The organism is Tamlana sp. s12 (assembly GCF_016767215.1).
Taxonomy (GTDB): domain Bacteria; phylum Bacteroidota; class Bacteroidia; order Flavobacteriales; family Flavobacteriaceae; genus Pseudotamlana; species Pseudotamlana agarivorans.
On record NZ_CP068547.1, the window covers coordinates 1,101,040 to 1,125,273 of the forward strand.

Annotated in this window: 16 protein-coding genes; 7 read left to right on the forward strand and 9 right to left on the reverse strand. The window is 36.9% G+C overall.

What is annotated here, in order from left to right; translation table 11 throughout:
* Positions 1-1,014: a T9SS type A sorting domain-containing protein gene (locus tag JJL45_RS04635; protein WP_202664288.1), complete on the forward strand. Its 1,014-nt coding sequence runs from the start codon at positions 1-3 to the stop codon at positions 1,012-1,014.
* Between the two features lie 363 nt (positions 1,015-1,377).
* On the opposite strand, the gene JJL45_RS04640 is transcribed toward JJL45_RS04635, so the two are convergent.
* The 9 genes from JJL45_RS04640 to JJL45_RS04680 all read right to left on the reverse strand — a co-directional run bounded on the left by JJL45_RS04640 (position 1,378) and on the right by JJL45_RS04680 (position 14,194).
* The gene (locus tag JJL45_RS04640; RefSeq protein WP_202664289.1) at positions 1,378-2,595 is read right to left on the reverse strand and encodes a T9SS type A sorting domain-containing protein; all 1,218 of its coding nucleotides are present in this window, start codon (positions 2,593-2,595) and stop codon (positions 1,378-1,380) included.
* Between the two features lie 83 nt (positions 2,596-2,678).
* The gene (locus tag JJL45_RS04645) at positions 2,679-4,133 is read right to left on the reverse strand and encodes an NAD-dependent succinate-semialdehyde dehydrogenase (RefSeq protein WP_202664290.1); all 1,455 of its coding nucleotides are present in this window, start codon (positions 4,131-4,133) and stop codon (positions 2,679-2,681) included.
* 20 nt (positions 4,134-4,153) lie between these two features.
* Positions 4,154-5,281 (reverse strand): mandelate racemase/muconate lactonizing enzyme family protein, encoded by a 1,128-nt coding sequence (locus tag JJL45_RS04650; protein WP_202664291.1) that lies wholly within the window; start codon positions 5,279-5,281, stop codon positions 4,154-4,156.
* Positions 5,282-5,326: 45 nt separating this feature from the next.
* Positions 5,327-5,746 (reverse strand): hypothetical protein, encoded by a 420-nt coding sequence (locus JJL45_RS04655; protein ID WP_202664292.1) that lies wholly within the window; start codon positions 5,744-5,746, stop codon positions 5,327-5,329.
* Positions 5,747-5,776: 30 nt separating this feature from the next.
* On the reverse strand, positions 5,777-7,534 hold the full coding sequence (locus JJL45_RS04660; protein WP_202664293.1) for a hypothetical protein: 1,758 nt from the start codon (positions 7,532-7,534) through the stop codon (positions 5,777-5,779).
* A 13-nt stretch (positions 7,535-7,547) separates the two neighbouring features.
* A complete protein-coding gene (locus JJL45_RS04665) occupies positions 7,548-9,338 on the reverse strand; it encodes a RagB/SusD family nutrient uptake outer membrane protein (protein ID WP_202664294.1) in 1,791 nt (596 codons plus the stop codon).
* Between the two features lie 4 nt (positions 9,339-9,342).
* Positions 9,343-12,420: a SusC/RagA family TonB-linked outer membrane protein gene (locus JJL45_RS04670; RefSeq protein WP_202664295.1), complete on the reverse strand. Its 3,078-nt coding sequence runs from the start codon at positions 12,418-12,420 to the stop codon at positions 9,343-9,345.
* A 375-nt stretch (positions 12,421-12,795) separates the two neighbouring features.
* Positions 12,796-13,152, reverse strand: coding sequence for a hypothetical protein (locus JJL45_RS04675; protein WP_202664296.1), 357 nt, complete (start codon positions 13,150-13,152; stop codon positions 12,796-12,798).
* 19 nt (positions 13,153-13,171) lie between these two features.
* Positions 13,172-14,194 carry a family 16 glycosylhydrolase gene (locus JJL45_RS04680; RefSeq protein ID WP_202664297.1) on the reverse strand — a complete coding sequence of 341 codons (1,023 nt, stop codon included), beginning with the start codon at positions 14,192-14,194 and terminating at the stop codon, positions 13,172-13,174.
* Between the two features lie 240 nt (positions 14,195-14,434).
* Between JJL45_RS04680 and JJL45_RS04685 the strand changes: the two genes are divergently transcribed.
* The 6 genes from JJL45_RS04685 (at position 14,435) to JJL45_RS04710 (ending at position 24,162) form a co-directional block, all read left to right on the forward strand.
* The gene (locus JJL45_RS04685) at positions 14,435-15,112 is read left to right on the forward strand and encodes a bifunctional 4-hydroxy-2-oxoglutarate aldolase/2-dehydro-3-deoxy-phosphogluconate aldolase (RefSeq protein ID WP_202664298.1); all 678 of its coding nucleotides are present in this window, start codon (positions 14,435-14,437) and stop codon (positions 15,110-15,112) included.
* Between the two features lie 51 nt (positions 15,113-15,163).
* On the forward strand, positions 15,164-16,252 hold the full coding sequence (locus JJL45_RS04690) for a sugar kinase (RefSeq protein WP_202664299.1): 1,089 nt from the start codon (positions 15,164-15,166) through the stop codon (positions 16,250-16,252).
* Positions 16,253-16,360: 108 nt separating this feature from the next.
* A complete protein-coding gene (locus JJL45_RS04695) occupies positions 16,361-17,218 on the forward strand; it encodes an AraC family transcriptional regulator (RefSeq protein ID WP_202664300.1) in 858 nt (285 codons plus the stop codon).
* Between the two features lie 174 nt (positions 17,219-17,392).
* A complete protein-coding gene (locus JJL45_RS04700; RefSeq protein ID WP_202664301.1) occupies positions 17,393-18,466 on the forward strand; it encodes a Fic family protein in 1,074 nt (357 codons plus the stop codon).
* Positions 18,467-19,228: 762 nt separating this feature from the next.
* The gene (locus tag JJL45_RS04705) at positions 19,229-22,429 is read left to right on the forward strand and encodes a SusC/RagA family TonB-linked outer membrane protein (protein WP_202664302.1); all 3,201 of its coding nucleotides are present in this window, start codon (positions 19,229-19,231) and stop codon (positions 22,427-22,429) included.
* Positions 22,430-22,446: 17 nt separating this feature from the next.
* Positions 22,447-24,162 (forward strand): RagB/SusD family nutrient uptake outer membrane protein, encoded by a 1,716-nt coding sequence (locus JJL45_RS04710; RefSeq protein WP_202664303.1) that lies wholly within the window; start codon positions 22,447-22,449, stop codon positions 24,160-24,162.
* Positions 24,163-24,234: the final 72 nt, after the last annotated feature.

Sequence of the window (24,234 nt, forward strand, 5' to 3'; positions counted from 1 at the left end):
ATGAAAAAAAATTACCTAATGATTTTATCATTTTTAGCTTGCTTAGTACTTCAAGCTCAAACGACCATTTATTCTGAAGACTTTACAGATCCAAGTTATAGTGCCATAGAAGCTCAAGATTTGGATTTGCATGCCGATTGGGCAGCTGGTCATTTTAACAACGCTAGTACTTGGATTTCAAGTGGAGCAAATTCCCAGATTTATACCCAAGCAAACTTTGCTTACAGCGTATTAAGTGCACCTATCACTGGTAGTGTAGGTGATGTTATTACTGTTAATTCTGTAATGATGTTAGGGTATAACAACCAAAACTTTAGTGTGTCAGACAAGGATATGGCTTTAGTTGGACTTACAGTTACAGCAAACCCTACTCAGGCTTCTGCTTTAGGCCAAACGCGTGACGGTGTTGTTATCAAAACCTTAATAGCCAATGGAGGTACAGTAGAACTAGTAAACACCATGGGAGGATTTGCTAACGCACTATCAATTAGTCAAGCTGATAAAAGTGCTTATGATATTGTTCAAGAGTACACGATAGGAGCAGATGCAGCTAGTACGACCAAAAAAGTTAGACTGCAAAACTTACTTAGTGGTGAAACTTCAATGGTAGAAGAGGTAACAGGAATTCAAGCTGATGTGTACAACGCTCTTGTAGGGTCTGGTGCCTATTATTTTAACTGGTCACTTGGTTTTTATGAAGCCGGAGGAACTAATATTAATACCTTGTTACAAAACAGAATAACAATCACTAGAAATGATGTGGTGCTTTCTACAGGTGAAAGAAACGAAGCTTTTGCTTTTAAAATGTATCCAAACCCTGTTTCAAATGCGTTGTATATTGATACACTAGAACCTCTTCAAAATGTATCGGTTTATAGCTTATTAGGAAAACAAGTATTATCCTTAAATAATGTTTCTAATAGTATTGATGTGTCTTCATTAAGTCCTTCAGTATATGTAATTAAGTTAACATCTGAAAGCGGTGTTGTAACTAAGAAATTTATTAAAAATTAAAAATAATAGTTAGTTTATTTAGTAGTTAAAGTTTTTAAGATTAAAGGCCGTTTAAATTCATTTTAAACGGCCTTTTTGGTTTTTCAGGTTTCAAGTAACAAAGTAACAAAGTAGCAAAGCGGCAAAGTAACAGAGTTTCAGAGCTTCAAAGATACTAGTGCCAACAGTCAATAATCAATAGTAAATATTAGATAGAAAATATCAAGTAGTTTGAAGCTGAGGTCTTGGGATTAAACAATCATGTTTTTTGAATGCCAACAGTCAACAATCAATAATCAACAATCAATATTAGAGTCAACGGTCAATAGCGATAAACAGTGTTTGATAATATTTTCGATGTTTAAATGTTGAGATGGATTTCGATTATTTTTTAATAAACTTTCCTGTTTTAATTTGATTGTTATGATTGGTTTTAATGAAATATATACCAGGTAATAAATGGCGAACATCTATTGGTTTAGTATGGTTTTCTAATTGTTTTTGAAAGACGCTTTGTCCCAATGAATTGAAAATAGTAATCTCAGCGTTCTGTGTGTCTTTTAAATATAAATAATCTTCTGTTGGATTAGGAAAAGCTTTTAGTTTGCTTTGTTTTGAATCTGAAACACTTAACGCATTATCTTTAGACCACACTCTTAAATAGTCCAAATACATGCTAACAGGCATTGCTGGTAGATTCTTGCTTGCTCTGCCATCTTCTTCGGGGTTTACTGGGACAAAGGCATTTCCGCTAAAAGTAACAAACGGAACACGCATACCTAGTGAAACGATAACTTGTAATGGGTTTTTGCTCCAGTGAGTATTATCTAAGGATTTTCCAACCTTAATACCATCGATATAAAAATGAATTTTATCTGGTGTTATTTCACAGCCGTAAGTATGCCATCCTTTAGCAGGGTCGAACCTGCCCGGAAGTTCATATTTGTTGAGCTGTGCATCTGGATTTTGTTTGGGACGTATAAAATTTCTACCATTTCCAGTGGCCACTTTAGTTGCTAAGTGTAAATTCGATTCTGCATCATAAATTAAATCTTGTACCCCGTTGTAATAGTCAAACTGTTGCAACTCGACTACATCAATTTCTGTATAGATGACCTCACCTACGGGTTTATCATCATAAAACTCACTATATAGCCAAAAAGCAGGGCATACGCCACGTCTTTTATCAATTCCTGAAGCTAGAGGTGCTTCTAGATCTGCGCCCCAAATACGGGCTTCTACATAGCCTACAAATCCGGTAGGTAATACGTTGGTGCTTTGTAAACAGCCCGTATTAAAGTACGTGCCATCAACAGGAGTGTTTCCAGTATTTTGACGTGCCGTAATTGATGCTGCTTGCTCGCCTTGATAGGAGGTAGGGAGGACATTAGTGTCGTTATTCCATTTCCAAGCGGCTACATTTGGTAGGTTGTTGGTTTTACTCCATTTTGTCCAGTTGATAGTGGTAGCATTAAATTCGTCGGTGTACTCCGGGAGTAAAGTCCACGTGTCGCTTGGGTTAAATGAATTTACAGGGTCTTGACCAAATAAACTCAGGCTTGTGAGTGCAAGGGTGGTAAATATGTAATGAGTTGTTTTCATTGTTTTTTTCGAATGGGGATTAAAAAAATAAAACCAATAACTTTAGAGGAGCTATTGGTTTTATTGTGGTTTTAATTAGGTAGTTAAATGGTAGTTGTAATACGTTTTTTTACTAAGTAATCTTCTAGTGCTAAATGCGAACAGTCGTGACCTATACCGCTATTTTTATATCCACCGTGTGGTAAATAAATCGCGTATTTTACACCGTTAATATGAATTTCACCAAACTCTAATTCTTCGGTAAATCGTTCAATACGTTTATGGCTATTGGTGAAAATGTACGAAGCCAATCCGAATTCGGTATCATTTGCTAGTTCAAGCACTTCATCGTCGGTTTCAAAAGGCATGATACCAGCAATCGGGCCAAAGGTCTCTTTTCTAAACAGATCCATATTTGTTTTAATGTCAGAAATGACAGTAGGTTCTATCCAGTTACCACCTTCAGGAAGGTTTTCTGGTATTTTCCCTCCGTATTGTAGTTTAGCTCCTTTGCTAACCGCATCGTCAATGAGGTCGAACATTCTATCGCGGTCTTTACGACTTACTACAGGACCCATAAATACTTCAGGGTTTTCTTTAATGCCGAAACCTATTTGGATTTCAGAAGCCTTTTTCACATAAGCTTCAATAAATGCATCGTAAATGTTTTTATGTACAAAAATGCGGTTAGCAGCTACACAAATTTGTCCGGTATTACCAAATTTAAGTCCGATAGCCAGATCTACAGCTTTGTCAAAATCAGCATCCTCAAAAACGATAAAAGGGGCATTACCTCCTAGTTCCATACCAAATTTTTTGATTGAAGTTGTACTGTCTGCAATAACGCGTAAACCTGTGTTTGTTGATCCAATCATGGTTAAAACAGCAGGGATATGACTGGTAGTCATTGTTGTTGCAACCTCGCTGCTTGGACCAGATAAAATGTTAACCACGCCAGCAGGGAAATTGATGCTATGCATAATTTCACCCACCATGTATGCCGATAAAGGCGATAGGTTAGAAGGTTTAATGATTAACGAACAACCAGCAGCTAAAGCAGGACCGATTTTATAACCCACATTTAAAAGTGGAAAATTCCAGGCTAAATAAGCCACAGCTACCCCTGCAGGTTTCGAAATCATTTTATGGGCATGGGTGTTCTCGTAATCTGGTATTTGCTCTTCGCGTAAATTTTGCATCGCAGCAGGATACCATTCTAAAGCTTCGGTAAGTCGGTCAATATCTTCTTGCGAGCCCGCATACGTTTTACCCATTTCATGAACCATAGCGGTTCTTAATTCATCTGCTTTATCTAAAATGGCTAGGCGCAATTTATGCATCCATTTAGTACGTTCGGCAAGCGAAAGTTTAGACCAATATTTAAATCCTTTTTGGGCTGTTTCAAGTGCTTTTAAAGCGTCTTCTTTTCCAGCTCGAGCTACTTGAGCGATAACTTCTCCTGTAGCCGGACAAATAACATCGTCACGTTCTTTGCTAACAGCATCTAGCAATTCGCCACCAATGTATAATTTTTTATATCCGAAATTTTGCGTTTTCATTTTCAATTTTTTTATATCAATTATATAGAAAATTCTTTTAAAACGGCCTCATCCACATCAATACCAAGGCCAGGTCGGTTAGGGACTTCAATATAGCCACCTTTCATTTCAATGGCAGGGTAAGTGAGTTTTTCACGTAATCCGTTTTCGGTTTGGTCGTATTCAATTAAGAAATTAGGTTGGTACATACGCCCAGGTACCGATTCGATATTAGCAATAAAATGCAGCGCCACATGAATTCCTATAGATGTGCCCCATGTATGCGGAATAATATCCACACCATTAGCACTAGCCAAGGCTCCAATACGTTTGGCTTCTGTGAGTCCGCCACTAGCACAAATATCTGGTTGGATGATGTCTACTGATTTGTTTTCAATTAGTTGTTGGAAACCAAATCGTAGGTATTCGCACTCGCCCCCCGATATAGGAATGGTAGTTTTTTGTCTCAATTCGTTATACTGCGAATAGAACTCTGGAGATATAGGTTCTTCAAACCAACCAATATCGTATTGTTCTATTTTTCGAGCCAACTCGGTAGCTTCCCTAAGGGTGTATGCGTGGTTGGAATCGACCATCAATTTAATATCTGGTCCGATGTACTCACGCATTTTTCTAACGTTTTCAATATCTTGTTTAATACCAAGACCCACTTTCATTTTCATGGCTTTAAAACCTTGAGAAATATAAAGTTTGGCTTCTTCCTCAAAATCTCTAGCAGGATTGTTATGGTCGGTAAAATACAATCCTGTAGCATAAGGTTGTATTTTGTTACGATGTGCCCCACCCAATAAGGTTGAAACGGGAAGGTTTAATATTTTACCTTTTAAATCCCAAATAGCAATATCTATGGCACTCATAGAAGCGACTAAAATACCACGTCTGGCAAAGTCTAAAGTTTTGCGGTACATGTGATTCCAGATTACTTCATTTTCTAAAGGATTTTTACCAATAACATGAGGTTCTAATAATTTAATACCAGAGGCTAACACGGTTGCAGGGCCATAACCCTCACCCCATCCGTACTGTCCGTTTGAAGCTGTAACTTTTACAACGCAAATGCAACGTTCGGCATATTCCCATTGTGAAAAGAAAAAACTCTTGGATAAGGTGTCTTTTAAAATAAACGTTTCTATTTTTTCTATTGTCATAATTTTGTTTTTTTTTATGCTTGGTTAGCCTTTGATTAAGAGGAATTAGTTATAAACTTCGGTGTCTGTTACCATAACATTATAAACGGTTGTTCCGTTTTCTGTTAAGGTGCCTTGTCCCGTTGTTTTATCGGCGTTAACCAAATAAGTAACCTCTTCTTCCCCTATATATTCGCCGTCCTCATCTAGAAGCTCAACTATTTTTGTTACCTCGATTTCATACGTTGTGTCGTTAGAGGTATCGCTATAGTCTTTAGTTGCATAATTAGATACGTTTACAGGCGTAGCGTATTCAATAATTAAGGGTTTTTCTTGGTATATGTTTATTTTAAACGGGCCATTGTTATTTATTTCTGTTAGACTGTAAACAGGTGTCTCTTCAGCATCAAAATCCTTAAAATTAGATTCGTCCTCACAAGCTACAAACATGATAACACATGCTAAAAGGCCAATTATATATTTCAATTTTTTCATTTTGTTTTGTATTTCAAATTATTAAGGTCTGTTTTCAATTACGACTAAGGAAAGCTCATCAAAATAGATCTCTTGTGGTCCTGATACGCCTGGATTATCCATGTCTAGAATACGTAAAGTGGTGCGTCGGTTGGCGTCAGATGATGTTATTTTACTAGCGACAACAAGTGGTGCATCGGCAGTTACTTTAACCCATTGTCCTCTTGGTGCAGTGGAAATATCGAAGTTTAAGTAGCCGTATGTTGGATTTCCGAATTCGGTTCTAAACGTGTTAATAGTAGTTCCTGGTTCAATGAATACCCAATAAGATACTTGGTAAGTTCCGGCATCAAGACCATTTGGGCTATCGGCCAAACCAAAGCCAAATAAGTTAATTAAGGGGATAGAAACATCTGGGATTTGGTAGCGCATACTCGCACTTCCTGTATAAGATTTCGTGGTTACACGCTCGTAAATTAAATCGCCATATTGACCATTACCTTGCCCTGGCGGAATCCAGTATTTTGATGATGCGAAAGCATTATCGACATTTCCTCCTGTAAGTTCAAAACTCGCCCAAGAGTTAGCTGGTAAAACGTTGTTGCCAAAATGCATTTGTACCAATTCTGGTCCAAATGGTTCTAAAGTTCTACTATCGGCCGATTCAATGCTAGATCCAGAATAGGAAACGGTAATTTCATCAGAATTGTAAATTGGAGCTGCTAAAATTAATTCAATAAAAGTCGCATCACTCGCACGAACTTTAGCGGTTTGAACAGGGATATCTTGATTAAATCCAGAAGTAGGATTGTTAACATGAACAGTGAAATTACTTTCTTGCCCAGCAAATGGAACGACTTCACCTGTTACCCTGAATGAGATGGTTTCGTTAGCCGCTTCGGTAAGCGCACCATCATAAACAAAAGGTTGTGAAGATTGAATGACTTTAACTTTTAAAGGAATAATTTTTTGTGCCGAATATTGTGGTGCAAGATCGCCTTGTATTGGTGTTCTAAACGATCTAAATATTCCAGCATTAAAAGTTCCTAGTTTGTAAAATTTAATTTCAGTTTCGGTTTGGGCATCTGTAATAATTTGATTTGGGACGCCTTGAACAATTCTCCACTCCGCTCTATTAGGTCGACCTGTTGTGGTATTGTCCTTAAAGGTTAACGAGCTGGCGGCTTCTACTTCAACTATCGGCCAAGTATTTTGGTCGTTAATGTCAATAATGTCGTCTTCCGAGACATTAATAATTTCATTACCATTTTGTAACACCGAAAAGGCAGGTAAAACGTCGGCATAGACATCAAATATAAATTTAGTGTCTACCACATACTCACCATTTTCTTCATAGGTGTCAATTTTCACCACTAAAGAGTCGTTTCCAGACATGTTTGGTGTAACGGGCTCTTTAAATTTGTTGATTAGTCTTACCGTGTTTGTGCCGCTATTTTTAAATAAAATAAAGGCCTTTTCATGGTCCATTGAGGTACCAAGATCTTCATCAATAAAGTTGTCTAATGTATCACTAGCTTTAAAGCCTGTTTTTAAAAAGTAGTTGCCTTCTTCAATCATCCATTCGCTGCTTGAAGCACCTTGAGATAAATTCATGAACGGAACATAACTACCTGTGTTGAGTTTGTACTTGGCTTCAGGACTGGGGTTGTTGGGGTCTAATCCCACTACCCACGACACATCCGATAAATCGTCTGGTGCTGTATAATCGGCGTACTCTTCTTCACAAGCAAAAACAAGTAGTAAGCTGAAAAAAAGCATATAGATATTAAAATTTTTCATGAGTTTTTGTTTTTTAGTTAAGGTTAGTGTTGGCATTTATTTCAGCAAATGGAATTGGGAAGTACCCATGTTTTTCTTCACTATAGTTTAAACTTGGGATATCGTATTCGTAATCTACCACGATATGTGCACCAGTTGGTTTCTGACTTTCAATAGAAGGGGAGTTACCTCGTGTGACAGTTGCGTTTTGTTTGTAGTTATAATAGATGAAATCGACACCGTAATATTCTTCGTTTGCTAATTCATCTAAGCGCTCTTTGAAGCCATAACCTTCTGATTTTTTCCATCTGCGGAAGTCTAAAGTTCTAATGCAATGTCCTTCAATTGACATTTCTAATGGTTTTTCAACACGCATGAGGTGTTGCATTAAAGATTGCTCGGTATAAACTTGCTCGTCGTAAGTATGAGCAATGTCTCCGTTTGAAGGTCCTAAAAGTACTAGACCCCATCTTTTACGAATCTCATTTATCAGATATAAAGCTTCGCTAACATTACCTGTTTTAATATCACACTCAGCTAGCATAAGAGCCACATCGGATAGTCGGTTTAGGGTGATGTTTTTTGATGAAAATTGTTGTCCGCCAGGAAGTTCACCTTCTACAGAAACAATATCGTGGTTTTGGTATTTTTTCCACCAAGCAAATCCCCAAGCTGTTCCGTTAAAACGACTGTATTCACTTGTTGTTCCGTCTAGATAATATGTGGTTTCGTTGTCGTCAACCAAAGCAATCATTGCTGATGCTCTTAAGGGTACATGTCGTAAAGACAAGTTTCCAGTAACAGGGTCGTTATAATAATTACGGTTGTCCAAAGGATCCATAGGTTCGTCTTTGTAAGCTGCAGCAATCCATGCAGGACCCGTTGCCGAACGTGTTTGAGATGTACGTACATTTAACCAGTTAGTACCAGATTCGCCGGTCCAAGGGGTTAAGTCGATACGCACCTGGTCTGGAGAAAAATTGATTTCGAAAATAGATTCACTGTTAAATTCACCTGCTGTAGTAAACATTTTAGACATATCGTACTCAAGGCTGTAACCATGGTTATTGATAACATCCTTAAAATAAGGTATAGCGTTAGAATAGTCCAACTCGTATAAATAACTGGTTCCTAAAATGGTTGCAGCGGCCCCAGATGTTACTCTACTTAAATCGTTATTAGGATAAGCGCCTTTTTTGTATAAATGTGCATAGGCATATTCTAAATCTTCACGGATAAAATCAATAACTTCTGATGCAGAAGATAGTGGTTTACTAAAATCTTCGTTAGTTTCAGGAACGCGATCACGAATGATTATGCTTCCTTCGTTAAATGACGTATACAAATAAAAGTGAAACAAACCTCTAAAGAAACGGGCTTGTGCCATTTGGGAAACCCATTCGGCAGGGTTTTCTTCTGCTCCCTTAATGTTTTCTAGAGCTTCAATAACTTGGTTGGCTCTAAAAATACCCGTGTAGTTGGTTTGCCATTTTTGTAAAACAGCATCTGTGCCACCATTGTAAAGGTGTAAATAAAACTCTTCGGTATTCTCAGGGTTTGGTCTTCCGTATCCTGGGTACCCCATATCCGAACGTAATATTTCTTCAAATTTAAGGATAACGCCAGGGTTGTGAAGTGTTTGATAAACGGCGTTAAGGCCTAGATTTGTATCCGATAGATTTCTCCAAAAGTTATCGGTAGACACTACGTTCGGGTTCTTTTCTTCTAAGAACTCGTTGTTTTCACAAGACGCCATAAAAGCGACTAGTAGTGATAGTGTTATATATTTTAGAATTCGTTGTTTCATAACAAATAAATTTCTCATTTAATTAAAAGTTGAAGTTGATACCGAACATATACGACGATGAAATTGGTCCTGTGTTTTTGTCTAGACCTCTTGCAGCAACGCCTCCACCTACTTCTGGATTATAACCAGAGTATTTCGTAATCGTTAATGGGTTTTGTGCTCTTACGTAAAATCGCAATCTGTTGAAGCCCCATCGCTCTACTGTTTTTCTAGGAATACTGTATCCTAAAGAAACCTGTCTTAACCTTAAGTACGATCCGTCTTCTAGCCATAAATCGCTGTATCCTAAGTAGTTTTGTTGTCTTCTCATATCATCGCGGTAAGCTGGAATAGGAGAATTTGAGTTGTTTTCAGACCATTGGTAGATTAAATCTTTATGACGTCCGAATCCATAAGCCCAAGCATCAAAACCATTCATGATTTCTTGTCCTAGTGCTGCGTACCAGTTCATAGAAAAATCGAAGCTCTTCCAATTGGCGTTAAAGGTGTATCCAATTTCGTAATCTGGCATTCCGCTACCGCTATAAACACGGTCGTTAACATCTAGTACACCATCGTTATTTTGATCAATAAATCTAGTGTCTCCCATACGGGCATTGTGATTAATTTTCTGTGCCTCGGCTAATTTTTCTTCGGTATCGATAATACCATCGGTTCTCCATAAAAAGAAAGATGCTACTTCATGACCTACTGCTAACGCTGTTATACGCGATTGTTGAGGTGCTCGACCTACAAGTCCAAAGTCGTTTGTTAATAAGAAGTCTGTACCTCCATTAATTTTAGTAATTTCGTTTTGGTTGGTAGCAAATGTACCGTTCATTCTAAAGTTAACTTTACCAATTTTGCCACGATATCCAATGGCTAATTCGGCACCGCTATTGGTCATGTTTCCAACGTTAAGGATAACACTAGCATTTTCTCCTCCTCCCGATGAAGGTGGTATGAAAACAGGGAAAAGCATATCGGTTTTATCAGCATTATAGTACTCGGCCGATAAGGTGATTTTGTTCTGTAAGAAGCCCATGTCTATACCAACGTTTCTTTGTACAGTCGATTCCCAACTTAAAACACGGTTTACAAAATCTTGTTGTGTAGCCCCTAATTCTAAAGATCCGTTTGCAGCAGCATAATTTACATCTTGAACGATACCAGCAGCGAATGCGTAATCTGGAATTCTATCAACACCTACGGTACCTTGACTGGCTCTAAGTCTTAGGTTATTCACAACGTTTTTATTCCAAAATTCTTCATCGGAAACGTTCCAAGCAAGCGCTATAGAAGGAAAGGTTCCCCAGTGGTTAAAACCTGGAAATTTTGATGAGCCATCGCGACGCACACTAGAACTTAAAATGTATTTACCTTTGTAGTTGTATTGTACTCTACCCATAATACCGATTCGTGTGGTTGTATAGTCGAATCCAGACGTAACACTTTGTGTTCCTGTAGCTAAATTTAAAACCTCACCATCAGGGTTCGTAGCACCGTTACGCCTAGCAGTAAAGGCCTCGCTTTGGTTTCTTTCTCCTGTTCCAAAAAGGGTGAAAGTTAGGTTGTGGTCGTCTACGATCGTTTTGTCATAGGTAGCACCAAACTCAGTAAGAATATTAGTTGTTGTTCTTGCTCTATTTTCAATGTAACTATCCTCTGGTTGACTTTGCAAGCGAGGCGGTGTTTGGTTGTTGTAGATTTCTTGATACGGACTAATCGTTTTTCCGTATTCATTTATCGTTGTAAGTCCTAAATTACTGGTTAGTGTTAAACCGTCAATAAGTTCATAGTTTAAATTAAGGCTAGCATTAGAACGGTTGGTTTTTAAAACATTCGTGGTTCTTAAACTTTCAATAACCCAACCTAATCGGTTTACATCATCTCCCCCTTGAGATAAATTATCAAAATTATCTAAGTTAATACCATTTTGTGTTGGTCGGTAAACAATAGACTGCGATAAAAGCATTTGTTGGGGTATCTCGCGTTGTTCTTTGTTTAAAGCTAAACTGGTTTGAATGCGTAATTTGTTTTTTTCGTAAACGGTATTCGCTCTTACGTTAAAACGATTAAAACCAGAGTTAATTTGTAAACCTTCTTGATCAAATAACCCTAAAGTTACATTATAGGTGATTTCTTCGGTTCCTCCAGCAATATTGATGTTGTAGTTTTGGGTAGGAACATTATTATTGAATATTAAGTCGTTTAGGTTGGTTTCGTTTTGAAACTGATTGGTTTGTTGTAAAATTTGTAACCCGACTTGATCATCAAAACCATTATTTACATTTCTACTTTGTACTACGTCAAAATACGTTTGCTCTACCGAATTCATTAATGGTACAGCTGCATTACGGTGTTGTATCGCGTAGCTACCGTTTAGACTTACCTCTAGAGTTCCAGGTTTACCTTGTTTTGTGGTAATTAAAATAACCCCCGTAGCACCACGAACCCCGTAAATAGCGGTTGAAGCCGCATCCTTTAATACGGTAAGGCTTTCAATATCACTTGGCGGAATTCTAGGGTCACCATTTTGGACGATGCCATCTACAACAAACAGTGGTGTGTTGTCTCCAGAAAGAGAAGTAATACCACGAATTAAAATTTCAGAATCTGCCCCAGGTTCAGAAGAAGAAACGACATTAACACCAGCCACTTGACCTTGTAATGCTGTTCCTAAATCGGGCGTTAAAATACTTTCAATTTCTTCAGAGTCTACAGTGGCGACAGCGCCTGTAACTTCTTTCTTTTTCACAGCACCGTATCCAATAACAACCACTTCATCCAAATCGACGAGACTTTCTTGTAAAATAATGTCATTTGTAGCATCTTTAATGACAACCGATTGCTCTTGGTATCCGATGTAGGTAAAAACAAGTGTTTCTCCTTTGGCTGCGTCGAGCGCATATTTTCCATCAAAATCACTTACAGCGCCACGAGTCGTTCCTTTCACAAGAATACTAACCCCAGGTAAGGGTATGCCGTCTTCTCCAGTAACAGTTCCGCTAACCGTAATGTTTTGGTTTTGTGCATAGAGGATGCTATGCGAAATAAAAAACAAAATAAGCAAGCACTTATTCCATGATGTTTTAAATCCTGTTGTTTTTTTTAAGTTCATTTGTTTAAGTTTAATTGGCAAATATTTATGAATATTTTGGGTCATACCTTTTTAAAAAATCAGTATACAATATTCGTAGAGCCAAAATTATTGGAATAGTGCCTATGTAAATCGGTAATATTTACCCTTAACTTAGCCAATATTACCTCCTTTAACTGTTTGTTAACGTTTTCATGATAAGAAGTCTAAAAGACGACTTTTAAGATACTAATTATTCTTATTAAATGAATTGAGGATTATGACTTAGGAAGTTTGAAAAAGCAAGATTATAATTGCTATGGAAATGACATAATGATAAAAAAAAGCGCTTCATAGCCGAAATTAATATTCGAACCATGAAGCGCCTTTAAGAAAAGTACGATTATAAAGATCGTTTTATTTTACATTTTTTAGTTCTATGCGCATTCGGTTTAAAAAAGGTTGAATTTCACTAAAAGGCCGATCAATAATGTCAGATAAAGCATCGTAATACTTTTTGTTTGCCGCCAGATTACGCTCATTTTTTTCGTCTGCGGTAATCAAAAACTTCTTTTGACGCTGTGCTGTTTCCATATAGGTTTCTGCCATTTCGGTTCTTGCATTAGCAATTTTTCGTTGTTGTCTCTTATTTAAATCAAACTCCTGGGTAGCTGCTCTAACAAAGTAGTTGGTTAACCGGTCTTGGTAATTTTCTTGTGCATAGCTTGATATACAAAAGACTGCAAAAGTTAGGGTTAAAAGTAGTTTTTTCATGATCATTTAATTTTAGGGATTATTCTGTATTTAATTTTTTTTGCCAGACTCTAACGTATTCAACTTCGAAGTCTATAATGCCATCATCTTTTTTGTTTTCAGGGCTATGGGCTTCAAGTTGAGCTTTCGTTTTTGGAATATCATGCCAAGGAAAAATTTCCATGTCTAACCATAGGTTTATAGGTTTGGTGGCTACATAGCCGTTATAGTCTTTTGGCAGTGGTTTTTCGGTACGATTTTTTTTGGCCCAAGCGGTAACTTCTTTTGCAGTTACTTCAGAGAAAAGCTTGCCGTCAATAAAGTATTTCACACCTTTTTCGCTCCATTCGACGCCCCAAATATGCCAGTCATCTGCAATTCTAAATCCAACGTCTTTTTTTTCGGTATAAGTAGGCTTTCCTCGTAAATTTTTCCAGTCTCTAATGGACCACCAAAGTTGGTTGTCAAGGTGTTTTTTGTTGGGGTTAATGGTGCCTCCGTAGGTTTCGAAGAAGTCGAATTCAAGGTTGTTGCCTGTAGCCCAAAATGCGCTAGAAACTGGCGCATTGGCTGCTTTACTTTTAATTTCAATATAGCCGTATTTAAAGTCTTTTCGACCTATAATACAGGGTGTTGTGATGTTCTCATAGGGCAAGGCTTCACCAAAAACAGGAGTAACTATATCTTCACTAAATGGGAAATCGGGTTCCCAGCGTGCTTCCAATATGAGTTTGCCGTTTTCTAGACGGTAGTTTCTTCCTGAAAATTGTGAAGGAGCGCGTCCTTTCCATACTTTTTTGTTGGGTTTGTCGGGGTGTTTGTAAACAGGTTTTCCGTTTTCAAATTTACCAACGATGTACCATTTTTCTTTATCGATTTCTTGGGTGTCAAACTCATCGCTTACTTCTGTATTTAATCTCCAGTCACCACTATTTTTAGGGTCTGAAAAAGGCACTACCTGCACTTGCTCTTTTTGAGGTTGATGAGCAGATTTTTGTCCGTTACATGCTATAGTCAAGCACGCTAGAAGTATTATAGTGGTGTAAAACGTGTATGTTTTCATTTTTTTAGAGTTCAAGTTCGCTTGGTAAGTACAAAATAAAGGGAAAAATGAGGTGCTGTATTCATAAGAATTACCAACTAATAAATAAAAATTACCATGCTATTCGTGATAAGGTAAAAAACTGCAATTAATGGGTAAATAATGGTAAGATTAAAAGGTGGTATTCCTGTTTTTTTGTGAATTGGATGCGGTTTGAAGTAAAATTCAAACTTATGCTCCTCTTAATTAACAAAGAAATTTATGGAACCAATACCTCAAAGTGCCATGGCACCAGAAATCATTAAAAAAATAGATGACTCTGGTATCATTGCGGTTTTAATCATTGATGAAGTCAAACACGCTGTGCCTGTGGCAAAAGCCTTATTAAAGGGTGGCGTTAGTGCAATAGAATTAACATTACGAACTCCGGCAGCTATTGAAGCTGCTATGCTTATTAAAAAAGAAGTGCCAGAAATAACTTTAGGTTTTGGTACGGTGCTAACTGTTGAACAAGTAAAGGCTGTTGTCGAGGCTGGAGCCGATTTTGCTGTAGCGCCTGGTTGCAACCCTGCTGTAATTGCTGAGGCTAAGAAATTGGGATTGTCATTTGCGCCAGGAATTATGACACCAACCGATATTGAATTTGCCATTGAACAGGGCTGTCGTGTTATTAAATACTTTCCAGCTGAAACCTCAGGAGGTATGGAGCATTTAAAAAATATGGTGGCGCCTTATCAATATTTAGGCTTAAAATTTATCCCACTTGGTGGTTGTAATATCGAAAATGCAGGGAGTTATTTGGAATCCGATTTAATAACAGCCATTGGAGGTTCATGGGTCGCAAAGCGACCTTTAATACAGTCGGAAGATTGGGATACTATTACTAAAAATGCCCAAGAAATCACCGATTTAATAGCCAAAATAAGATCAATACGTTAATAAAACGAATTTAGAATAAGACTCTAAATTCATAAAAATATATTTAAGAAGATGAAAAAGGTAGTAACATTTGGAGAAATTATGGGGCGTCTTGCGGCTCCGGCAAATTTACGTTTACGTCAAACTCGAAATCTAGAAGTAACCTATGCTGGTGCTGAAGCTAGTGTGGCAGCTTCCATTTGTAATTTTGGTGGCGAAGCGCGCTATGTTACGGCTTTGCCCAAACATGCATTGGCTGAAGCTACTTTAGATGCTGTACGAAGTGTGGGCGTTGATACCCAATTTGTATTAAGAACCGATGAGGGACGATTAGGCCTGTATTTTTTAGAAACAGGAGCGAATCAACGTCCAAGTAACGTGATTTACGATCGTGCCGATTCTGCCGTAGCGATTACTACACCAGATCAATATGATTGGACGGCTATTTTTAAAGATGCGCAATGGTTACATTTAAGTGGTATTACACCGGCCCTTTCTAAAACCTCTGCTGAAGCTACTTTGGTAGCGGCTAAAAAAGCTAAAGAGGCTGGAGCCATGGTTTCTATCGATTTAAATTTTAGAGGAAAATTATGGAAATGGGATTCTAGTAAATCTTCTAAAGAATTGGCTCAAGAAACCATGCGAACCATTTTACCATTTATTGATGTGGTGATAGGAAATGAAGAAGATTGTCATGATGTTTTAGGAATTCAAGCTGGTGAGACAAATGTACATTCTGGCGAATTGGATATCGAGCGCTATCCTGATGTTGCTCGTCAAGTAGTAAAACAGTTTCCTAATGTAAGTAAAGTGGCTATTACGTTACGCGAAAGTTTATCGGCAAGTCATAACAATTGGGGAGCCATGCTTTATGATGCGAAATTGGATAAGCCATTTTTTGCGCCTTTAGATGAGCAGGGCGATTATAAATCATTTCAAATTAAAAATATAGTAGACCGTGTTGGTGGTGGCGATTCTTTTGCTGGCGGATTAATATTTGCTTTAACAACACCAGACCTTAGTGAACCATCAATAGCGGTAAAATATGCTGTGGCGGCATCGTGTTTAAAACACTCCATTAAGGGGGATTTTAATTACTCAACTCGTGCAGAAGTAGAAGCCTTAATGGGCGGATCTGCCTCGGGTAGAGTTGTACGATAATTTTGTTAATTATTTAGTGGTTAAGTAAAATTCGGGGTTTTAATTGTTATATTACCTTTTTACTACGCCTATTGTTGTGATTTTTTAAAAATAATTATCTTTGAATTAATGAAACTAGTTTTAAAAAAATCGAATGAAACCTTATCAAAGAAATTGAATGTTTCTAGAAGAGACATTCCATGCTTTGATGTGGCTTGGCATTATCACCCCGAATTTGAATTAATCTACATCACTAAAAGTAACGGCCTTCGCTTTGTTGGCGATAGTGTTTCTCCTTTTCATCCTGGCGACTTGGTTTTAGTAGGTGCTTATTTGCCACACCTTTGGCGTAATGATGCTTCGTATTATGAAGAAGGTAGTGAAGAACATGTTGAAACCATTATTACTAAGTTTAAAAAGGATTTTTTAGGACCAGAGTTTTTTCAAATACCAGAGTTTAACGAGATCAATAAACTGTTGGGAGAATCTAAATTCGGAATCTGTTTTGGTAAATCGGTGAGTGAAAAACTTCATGATGAGCTCGTTAATTTACCCAGTTTAACGCCTGTTGAACAACACATTCAATTACTATCAATATTACAAAAACTGTCGCGAACTAAGGATATTACGATTTTGTCTTCTTCGGATATGCGTCAATCTACTACCGAAAGTTCAGAACGTATAGATAATGTACTTCGTTTTATTTCTGATAAATATGCAACGAATATTGGTTTGAATGATGTGGCCGATGTGGCCTGTATGACGACCAATTCATTTTGCCGATTTTTTAAGAAAACTACCAACAAGTCTTTTACCCAATTTTTAAACGAAGTGCGTATAAGAAATGCTTCTAGATTATTGGTTCAAGAAGATACTTCGGTTTCCTCGGTGTGCTATGCCGTTGGGTATAATTCCATTACTAATTTCAATAAGCAGTTTAAACAAATTATGGGTGTTACGCCTAAAGCATTTCGTGACGAAATATAACGCGAAAACCGCTTGAATGTAAAATTATAATTTTGGAATGTTACAGCTCCTTTGTCTGTAGATGAGACTCAATTATTTATTTGGTGTACATAATGTGGGACAAAAAGTCTCATATATGTTTTATTTGTACTGTTTTTTGTATTTTTGGTACACATGTAAATTATTAGCGATATAATGTCTCAGATTAAAAAACTTTCAAAACTTCCGCCAAAAAGAGAAAAAGTAGAAACAATTGAAATTCTTCGTCAATTAAGTAGGTCTTCAAATTCGTTAGGTGAATTAAAAGGTATCGCTAAAAGTATACCTAACCAGGAAATGTTGATAAATGCTGTTGTTTTACAAGAAGCTAAAGATAGTTCAGAAATAGAAAACATTATTACAACTCAAGACGAATTATATAAAGCCTTAGCAACAAACACAAAACAACCAACTCCAGTAAAAGAAGTTATAAATTATAGAAGTGCCATTTTTTCTGGTTTTGAATTAATACAAAAACAGGGTTTTTTAAAGCTAAGAGATATTGAAACAATTCAAAGAACCATTATGGAATATAATGCTGGAATTCGCTCATTGTCTGGCACTGTTTTAAAAAATGATAAAACAGGAGAAGTTGTTTATACACCTCCGCAAGAAAGAGAAGAAATATTAGATTTATTAGCTAATTTCTTAGAACATTTTAATGTTAAACAAGACGATTTACATCCATTAATCAATTTGGCTATTTTACACTATCAGTTTGAAAGTATTCACCCGTTTTATGACGGAAATGGAAGAACGGGAAGAATTCTAAACATCTTATATCTCATTATAAACGATCTTTTAGATATTCCAATTCTATACTTAAGTTCTTATATCAATGAAAACAAATCAGATTATTACCGCTTATTAAATACCGTTAATAATAAAGATGAGTGGTCTGAGTATATCATTTATATGCTAAAGGCAGTTGAAGTAACATCAAATAGAACCATTGAAAAAATAAATTCAATAAAAGCTCTATTAAATGAAACGGTATTGTTTGCTCAGGAAAAAGAACCAAAAATTTATAGAAAAGAATTAATTGAATTACTCTTTGAACAACCATACTCTAAAATAGAATTTGTTGTTGAAAAATTAGGCGTAGAAAGAAAAGCGGCTTCGCGTTATCTTAAAAAAATGGAAGAAATAGGAATACTAACTTCACAAAAGATTGGGAGAGAAAGTGTTTATGTAAATACAAAATTGATTGATATATTAAAAAAACACTAAGAATAATTCGGTATAGAACATATCATTAGTAATAAAACAGTTTTATGGGGAATAATTCTTGCCATAATTATCATAAGTACGGTTATTCACAAAATAAGATATTAATTAAACAGGGATAGCCAAAAGCTTGTAAGCACGCTGCTTTCCATAGATGAAACCAGTGTTGTCAAATCTTCAACCAAATGCCTCTTCTTTAGTGTAGGTACTATATACCAAAACATAGAACAAAAATTCCAATAAATACTTTTTTAGATTTTTAGCTTTAAGCTACAAATGTGCGTGTGGTTAGTAGGATCGTGTGGGTGTTTAGTAATTTGTTTTTCAGTGTTATACGAGGCTCGAGTCCGTTTTGAGTCTTTTTAATGTGTCGAGGAATCACCTTGTGATTTAGTGTTTTAAGGATTCTGAATGTATTTTCTTAAAAAGAAGATAAAATAGAGTTAGTGTAAGGTAATTTATTGAGATTTAACAAGAAATTAACTTCATTCCTTTGTAAAGGACATAAAAAAGGCTATTGGTAATTGAACTCAATTTAACACCAAACTCCGTATTTCTACACTTAAATATATAAAAACGGAGTTGCCTTTTTTTTTAACTGCATTATATAAAAATGACAGTAGGAAATCACTCTTAAAATTATTCTAATTCTAACTATTAATCGCTATGCCAATGGAGTAAAAACCACAAACCAATTACATTAACTAAAACAACATATCCTTTTTATAGGATAACAAAAACAACTTAACTAAACTTAAAAGAATCATGAAAAAAAAACAAGTAAATATTGAGTTTACAGGGTTTTCTGTGTTCAGGAAATTTTGGACTTGGAATTTATTGCTACTATGCCTATTTGCTATGCCAAGCAATATGTTTGCTAGCAACATAACGACAACGCTAGCGCCTTTGCAACAAACACAAACGGTAACTGGTAAAGTGTCTGATGCCGATGGGGTGCTTCTTGGGGTAACTATACTTGTAAAAAACACCACTAGAGGAGCTGTAACCGACTTTGATGGTGGTTTTACCATTGAAGCTAGTGCAGGAGAAACCTTAGTGTTTTCGTATTTAGGTTATATAACCAAAGAAATTAAAATCACTGAGGAAACCAATAATTTAAATGTCATTCTAGAGGCTGATGTGTCTGGATTAGATGAGGTCGTAGTTGTAGGGTATACCACTAGAAAACGTGGCGAACTTACCGGAGCGGTAAGTACTTTAAATACCGAAGAGGTTGAAAATACCACAAATCGCGATGTGGCCAAATCTTTATCAGGTAAAGTGGCTGGTTTAATCGTTTCAGATAGAGGGGGCTACCCAGGTTCTAACGATGATATTACCATGTTAATTCGTGGCCAGTCTACTTTAGGAAATAACGCGCCTTTAATTTTAATTGATGGTATCGTGGCCGGACAAGGGTCATTTTCGCAATTAGCACCTCAAGACATCGAGTCTTTAAGTGTATTAAAAGATGGTGCTGCTGCTATTTACGGTGCGCGTGCTGCCAATGGTGTGATATTAGTAACAACTAAAAGAGGTAAAATTGGAAAGCCTAAGGTTAATTTTTCTACGGCGTACAGTGTGGCGCAGTTGTCGGTTCAGCCTACATTAATGACTTCCGAGCAATTTGCTATTTATAGAAATGAGGTGGCCGATAGAAATGGGACACCGTTACCGTATTCACAAAGTGATATTGATAAATACGCAGCTGGTAACGATCCAATAAACTACCCAAGTACCGATTGGTATGATTTAACCTTCGCAGATTCTGCTCCCGAAATGAGAACGTCAGTTTCTATCTCTGGGGGTAGTGAAAACGTAAGGTATTTTGTTAGTGCCGATCACTTAGATCGTGAAGGTATGTTTGCTTCTGGCGATTTAAATTTTAAGCAAAACCAAGTGCGTTCTAATATCGATATTAACCTTTCCGATAACTTTAAAGTTGGTGTAGATTTAACTGGAAGATTTGGTGTGTCTAACGAGCCAGGTGTAGATGCGGCTTATATTTATAAGCATATTTATACCAACTTACCAACCGAAGTAGGTGTTTACCCTAACGGACTTCCTGGGTGGGGTGGTGAAAATGGAGGTAACCCTCTAGTCATGGCTAGTGATGAATCTGGTTTTGTACGCAGAACAGATAACGATTTACGAAGTAGATTTTCATACAATTGGGATTTAAACGATTTAGTAACCGGGTTGAGCGTTAATGGTTATGCTGGTGTACGCCGTATGAACAACGATGAAAAATCGTGGTATACCCCATGGACAGTTTATACTTACCAAGAAGGAACAGATACTTATGTGCCTTCAACAGGATACTCACAAAGAGGAGATCAACGTATTTTACAAGAAGCTTTCTGGAAGTTTGATGAGGTTTTATTGAATTCAACCATTCGATATTCCAATACTTTTAACGATGCACATTCGGTTAGTGCTTTTGTAGGGTATGAGCAACTAACGTCTAAAACACGTAGTTTTTCGGTTGAAAAATTAGATTTTCCTACCGCAGATCACTCAGAATTATTTGCTGGAAGTGATGAAGGGCAACGTTCTAATGGTGGATCGCTAGAAGCTGCTACCGTAAGTTACTTTGGTTCGTTTTCTTACGATTTCAAAAAGAAATATTTTGTTGATTTTACTATACGTCGAGATGGCTCAAGTAACTTTGGTCCAAGTAACCGTTTTGGTACATTTCCTGGGGTAGCTGTATCATGGGCAATTAACGAAGAAGGGTTCTTACAAAATGTAAACTGGTTAAATGCTTTAAAAATAAGAGGGTCTTGGGCTAAAATGGGTAACGACCGTATTGCGCCATTTCAATATTTAACACGTTATGACTATGGAACAGTGCCTAATGGTACGAATAATCCTCAAAATGTGCCGCAGCCTAATTATTACGTTTTTGGTGAGTCAGGAACAAGTTATAACGGCTATACCAGTGCAAACGTTCCTAATCCAAACATTACTTGGGAAACTGCTTATATGCGAAATGTAGGTTTAAGTTTCGCTTTGTTTAATAGTAAGCTTTCGGGTGACTTTAACTACTTCTATCAAAAAAGAGAAGGCATCCTAGAAACTAAAGAAGCTGCTATTCCAGATGCTACAGGTTTAACGCTACCAGATGAAAATATCGGTAAGGTGAATAATTTTGGTTTTGAAGTAGAAATGCAGTGGCGTGATAATATTGGTGCTGTAGATTATAATTTAGGTTTTAATTTCACCCAAGCTAAAAATGAAGTGGTGTATTTAGCCGAACCTGAAGATACTCCAGAGTGGTTGAAACAAGAGGGGAGACCAATCAATTCTTATGTGGTGTACCCAACCGATGGTATTTTCCGTGACCAAGATCAAGTAAATAATACAGCTGTTAAGCTAGATGGTACCGTAGAAGGTGAACCAGCATATCTAGATACTAATAATGATGGAGCAATTAATACGGCAGATAGAATTAGAACTTCGTCATCAAATGTACCAGAAATACAATATGGTATCAATGGAGGTCTGAGATATAAAAACTTCAATTTCAACTTCTTGTTCCAAGGACAGGCTGAAGCAGAAATTTTGGTGTTTTTCGATCAAATTGGAGCTAATCCTGATTTTATGTATACCGAAAGATGGACACCAGACAACAGAGATGCAGCCTACCCTAGAGCCTTCGGTCAAAATGATCCTTATAGTGGAAATCGAAATGATAACGTAGACAATTTTGAAGGTGCCGATTTCTGGCTTAAAGATGCGTCATTTTTAAGACTTAAAGAAGTGGAGCTTGGCTATACCTTAGGAAGGGATAAAATTAAAATAGCTGATATGAAATTATTCGTACGTGGATTTAACTTATTTACGATGTTTTCAGATATCTACGATATGGGCTTAGATCCAGAATCTACAGGTTATAACAACTTTAGAGGAGCGACTTATCCTTCTGTGAAATCTTTTACGTTTGGTGTAAACTTTAGTTTCTAATAAAATATAATTCAAAAATGAAAAATATAAAAATAATATATACGCTTGTAACGGTAGCATTTCTTGCCTTTACAGGCTGTGAAGATGTTCTTGATGTGGAAGCATCAGATGCATTTGCAGAAGATCTAATATATAGTGATCCCGTTCAAGTAGAGCGCCTAGTGTTTTCGGCGTATAACAGTACGGAAAGTTGGGGTGTTAATAAGTTTCAATGGTGGTCTAGACGTTTTAATATTGAAAGCGCCTCTATGGAAGCTAAATTTAATTTTAACGATTTAGATTTATTTAGACTTAGAGCAGGATGGGACCCGGCTAATATGGGAGTCCTTAGTGATAAGTGGCGTAATTACTGGGATTATGTGCGTTCTATTAATGAGTTTTTAGATCGTGTAGATGATAGTAAAGCGATGCAAGATAGTCCTTCAGAAGTTCTTATTTTAAAAGCTGAAATGAGGTTTTTAAGAGGAAATCTTTACAGTAAACTGCTTAAACTATACGGAGGTGTGCCTATTATGGAACATGCTTTAGGTTTAGATGATGACTACCAATTGGTAAGAAATACCTATGAAGAGTGTGTCGATTTTATTGTTAGTGATTTAGATTATGCTGCTAATATTTTACCGGAAACTAGACCGGGATCTGAGTTTGGTCGCGCAACAAAATTGTCGGCTTTGGCTGTTAAATCTAGAACGTTATTATATGCGGCTAGTGATTTACATGATCCAGCATTAGCACCTCAAGCAACTAACAAAGAACTTTATACCTATTCTAAAGCTTCGAAATGGCAAGATGCTGCCGATGCTGCAAAAGCCATTATCGATTTAGTTGGTGCCAGAGACTTAATTGCGGTGAACAACGATAAGGATTACCAAGACTTGTTTTTAGCTCCTAATCAAGATATTCTTTTTGCGAGATCTTATGGAAATCTATATTATGATTTTGGTACCGATGCAAATTCCTTACCAAACCAAACGCAAGCACCTAGTGGCTATGGCGGATGGGCGTTATCGTCGCCAACACACAACCATGCCTTATTGTACAGTATGGACGATGGTTCTCCTACAACATCTGGAAGTTACGATCCTAACGTCCCTAATGCTAACCGTGAAATGCGTTATTATGCGAATTTAAATTATAATGGGGCTGTGTTTAGAGAGCGTCAAGTAGAATATTTCCTTTCGGAAGACGTCAATGTTTATCCACATGGATTAGATTCGCCTGAAGGCTTAGGGAATGTATTGCACTCTTCTAAAACAGGTTACAATATGAGAAAGTTTCAAGACGAGAGTGTTGGTATGACAGAAACCTCTCCAGGCCGTCCGTTTATCTTATACCGTCTTGCCGAAATTTACTTGAACTATGCTGAAGCTCAATATCAATTAGGTAACGAAGCCGAAGCTAGATTGTTTCTTAACAAGAGTGTAACCAGAGCGTTATTGCCTGCTGTTACAGCAAGTGGAACAGATCTTTTGGAAGCTATAAAAAAAGAAAGACGTATCGAGCTGGCTTTCGAAGGGCATAATTTTTATGATGAAAGACGTTGGATGGAAGAAGATAAATTAGGCTTTGATGTTAGAGGTTTACAATGGACCAAGAAAACCGATGGAAGTTTAGTAAATACCGAATATACGGTAGTAAACAGACCATGGGATGACAAACAATATTATTTACCTATTCCTTCACTCGAAGTGGAAAAAGCACCTTCGTTATTGCAGAATGATGGTTACCTTTAATACCATGCTTTATTTAAACCGTAAATTATAGTTTACGTTTAATTATTAATTTGTTTAATTGGGAGATGCCGA

Bases quoted from the DNA above. Each gene is read 5' to 3' on its own strand.
- JJL45_RS04640 (WP_202664289.1), bottom strand. From the start codon at position 2,595: ATGAAAACAACTCATTACATATTTACCACCCTTGCACTCACAAGCCTG.
- JJL45_RS04700 (WP_202664301.1), top strand. From the start codon at position 17,393: ATGTCTCAGATTAAAAAACTTTCAAAACTTCCGCCAAAAAGAGAAAAA.
- JJL45_RS04645 (WP_202664290.1), bottom strand. From the start codon at position 4,133: ATGAAAACGCAAAATTTCGGATATAAAAAATTATACATTGGTGGCGAA.
- JJL45_RS04670 (WP_202664295.1), bottom strand. From the start codon at position 12,420: ATGAACTTAAAAAAAACAACAGGATTTAAAACATCATGGAATAAGTGC.
- JJL45_RS04635 (WP_202664288.1), top strand. From the start codon at position 1: ATGAAAAAAAATTACCTAATGATTTTATCATTTTTAGCTTGCTTAGTA.
- JJL45_RS04665 (WP_202664294.1), bottom strand. From the start codon at position 9,338: ATGAGAAATTTATTTGTTATGAAACAACGAATTCTAAAATATATAACA.
- JJL45_RS04685 (WP_202664298.1), top strand. From the start codon at position 14,435: ATGGAACCAATACCTCAAAGTGCCATGGCACCAGAAATCATTAAAAAA.
- JJL45_RS04705 (WP_202664302.1), top strand. From the start codon at position 19,229: ATGAAAAAAAAACAAGTAAATATTGAGTTTACAGGGTTTTCTGTGTTC.
- JJL45_RS04710 (WP_202664303.1), top strand. From the start codon at position 22,447: ATGAAAAATATAAAAATAATATATACGCTTGTAACGGTAGCATTTCTT.
- JJL45_RS04695 (WP_202664300.1), top strand. From the start codon at position 16,361: ATGAAACTAGTTTTAAAAAAATCGAATGAAACCTTATCAAAGAAATTG.
- JJL45_RS04650 (WP_202664291.1), bottom strand. From the start codon at position 5,281: ATGACAATAGAAAAAATAGAAACGTTTATTTTAAAAGACACCTTATCC.
- JJL45_RS04690 (WP_202664299.1), top strand. From the start codon at position 15,164: ATGAAAAAGGTAGTAACATTTGGAGAAATTATGGGGCGTCTTGCGGCT.
- JJL45_RS04660 (WP_202664293.1), bottom strand. From the start codon at position 7,534: ATGAAAAATTTTAATATCTATATGCTTTTTTTCAGCTTACTACTTGTT.
- JJL45_RS04675 (WP_202664296.1), bottom strand. From the start codon at position 13,152: ATGAAAAAACTACTTTTAACCCTAACTTTTGCAGTCTTTTGTATATCA.
- JJL45_RS04680 (WP_202664297.1), bottom strand. From the start codon at position 14,194: ATGAAAACATACACGTTTTACACCACTATAATACTTCTAGCGTGCTTG.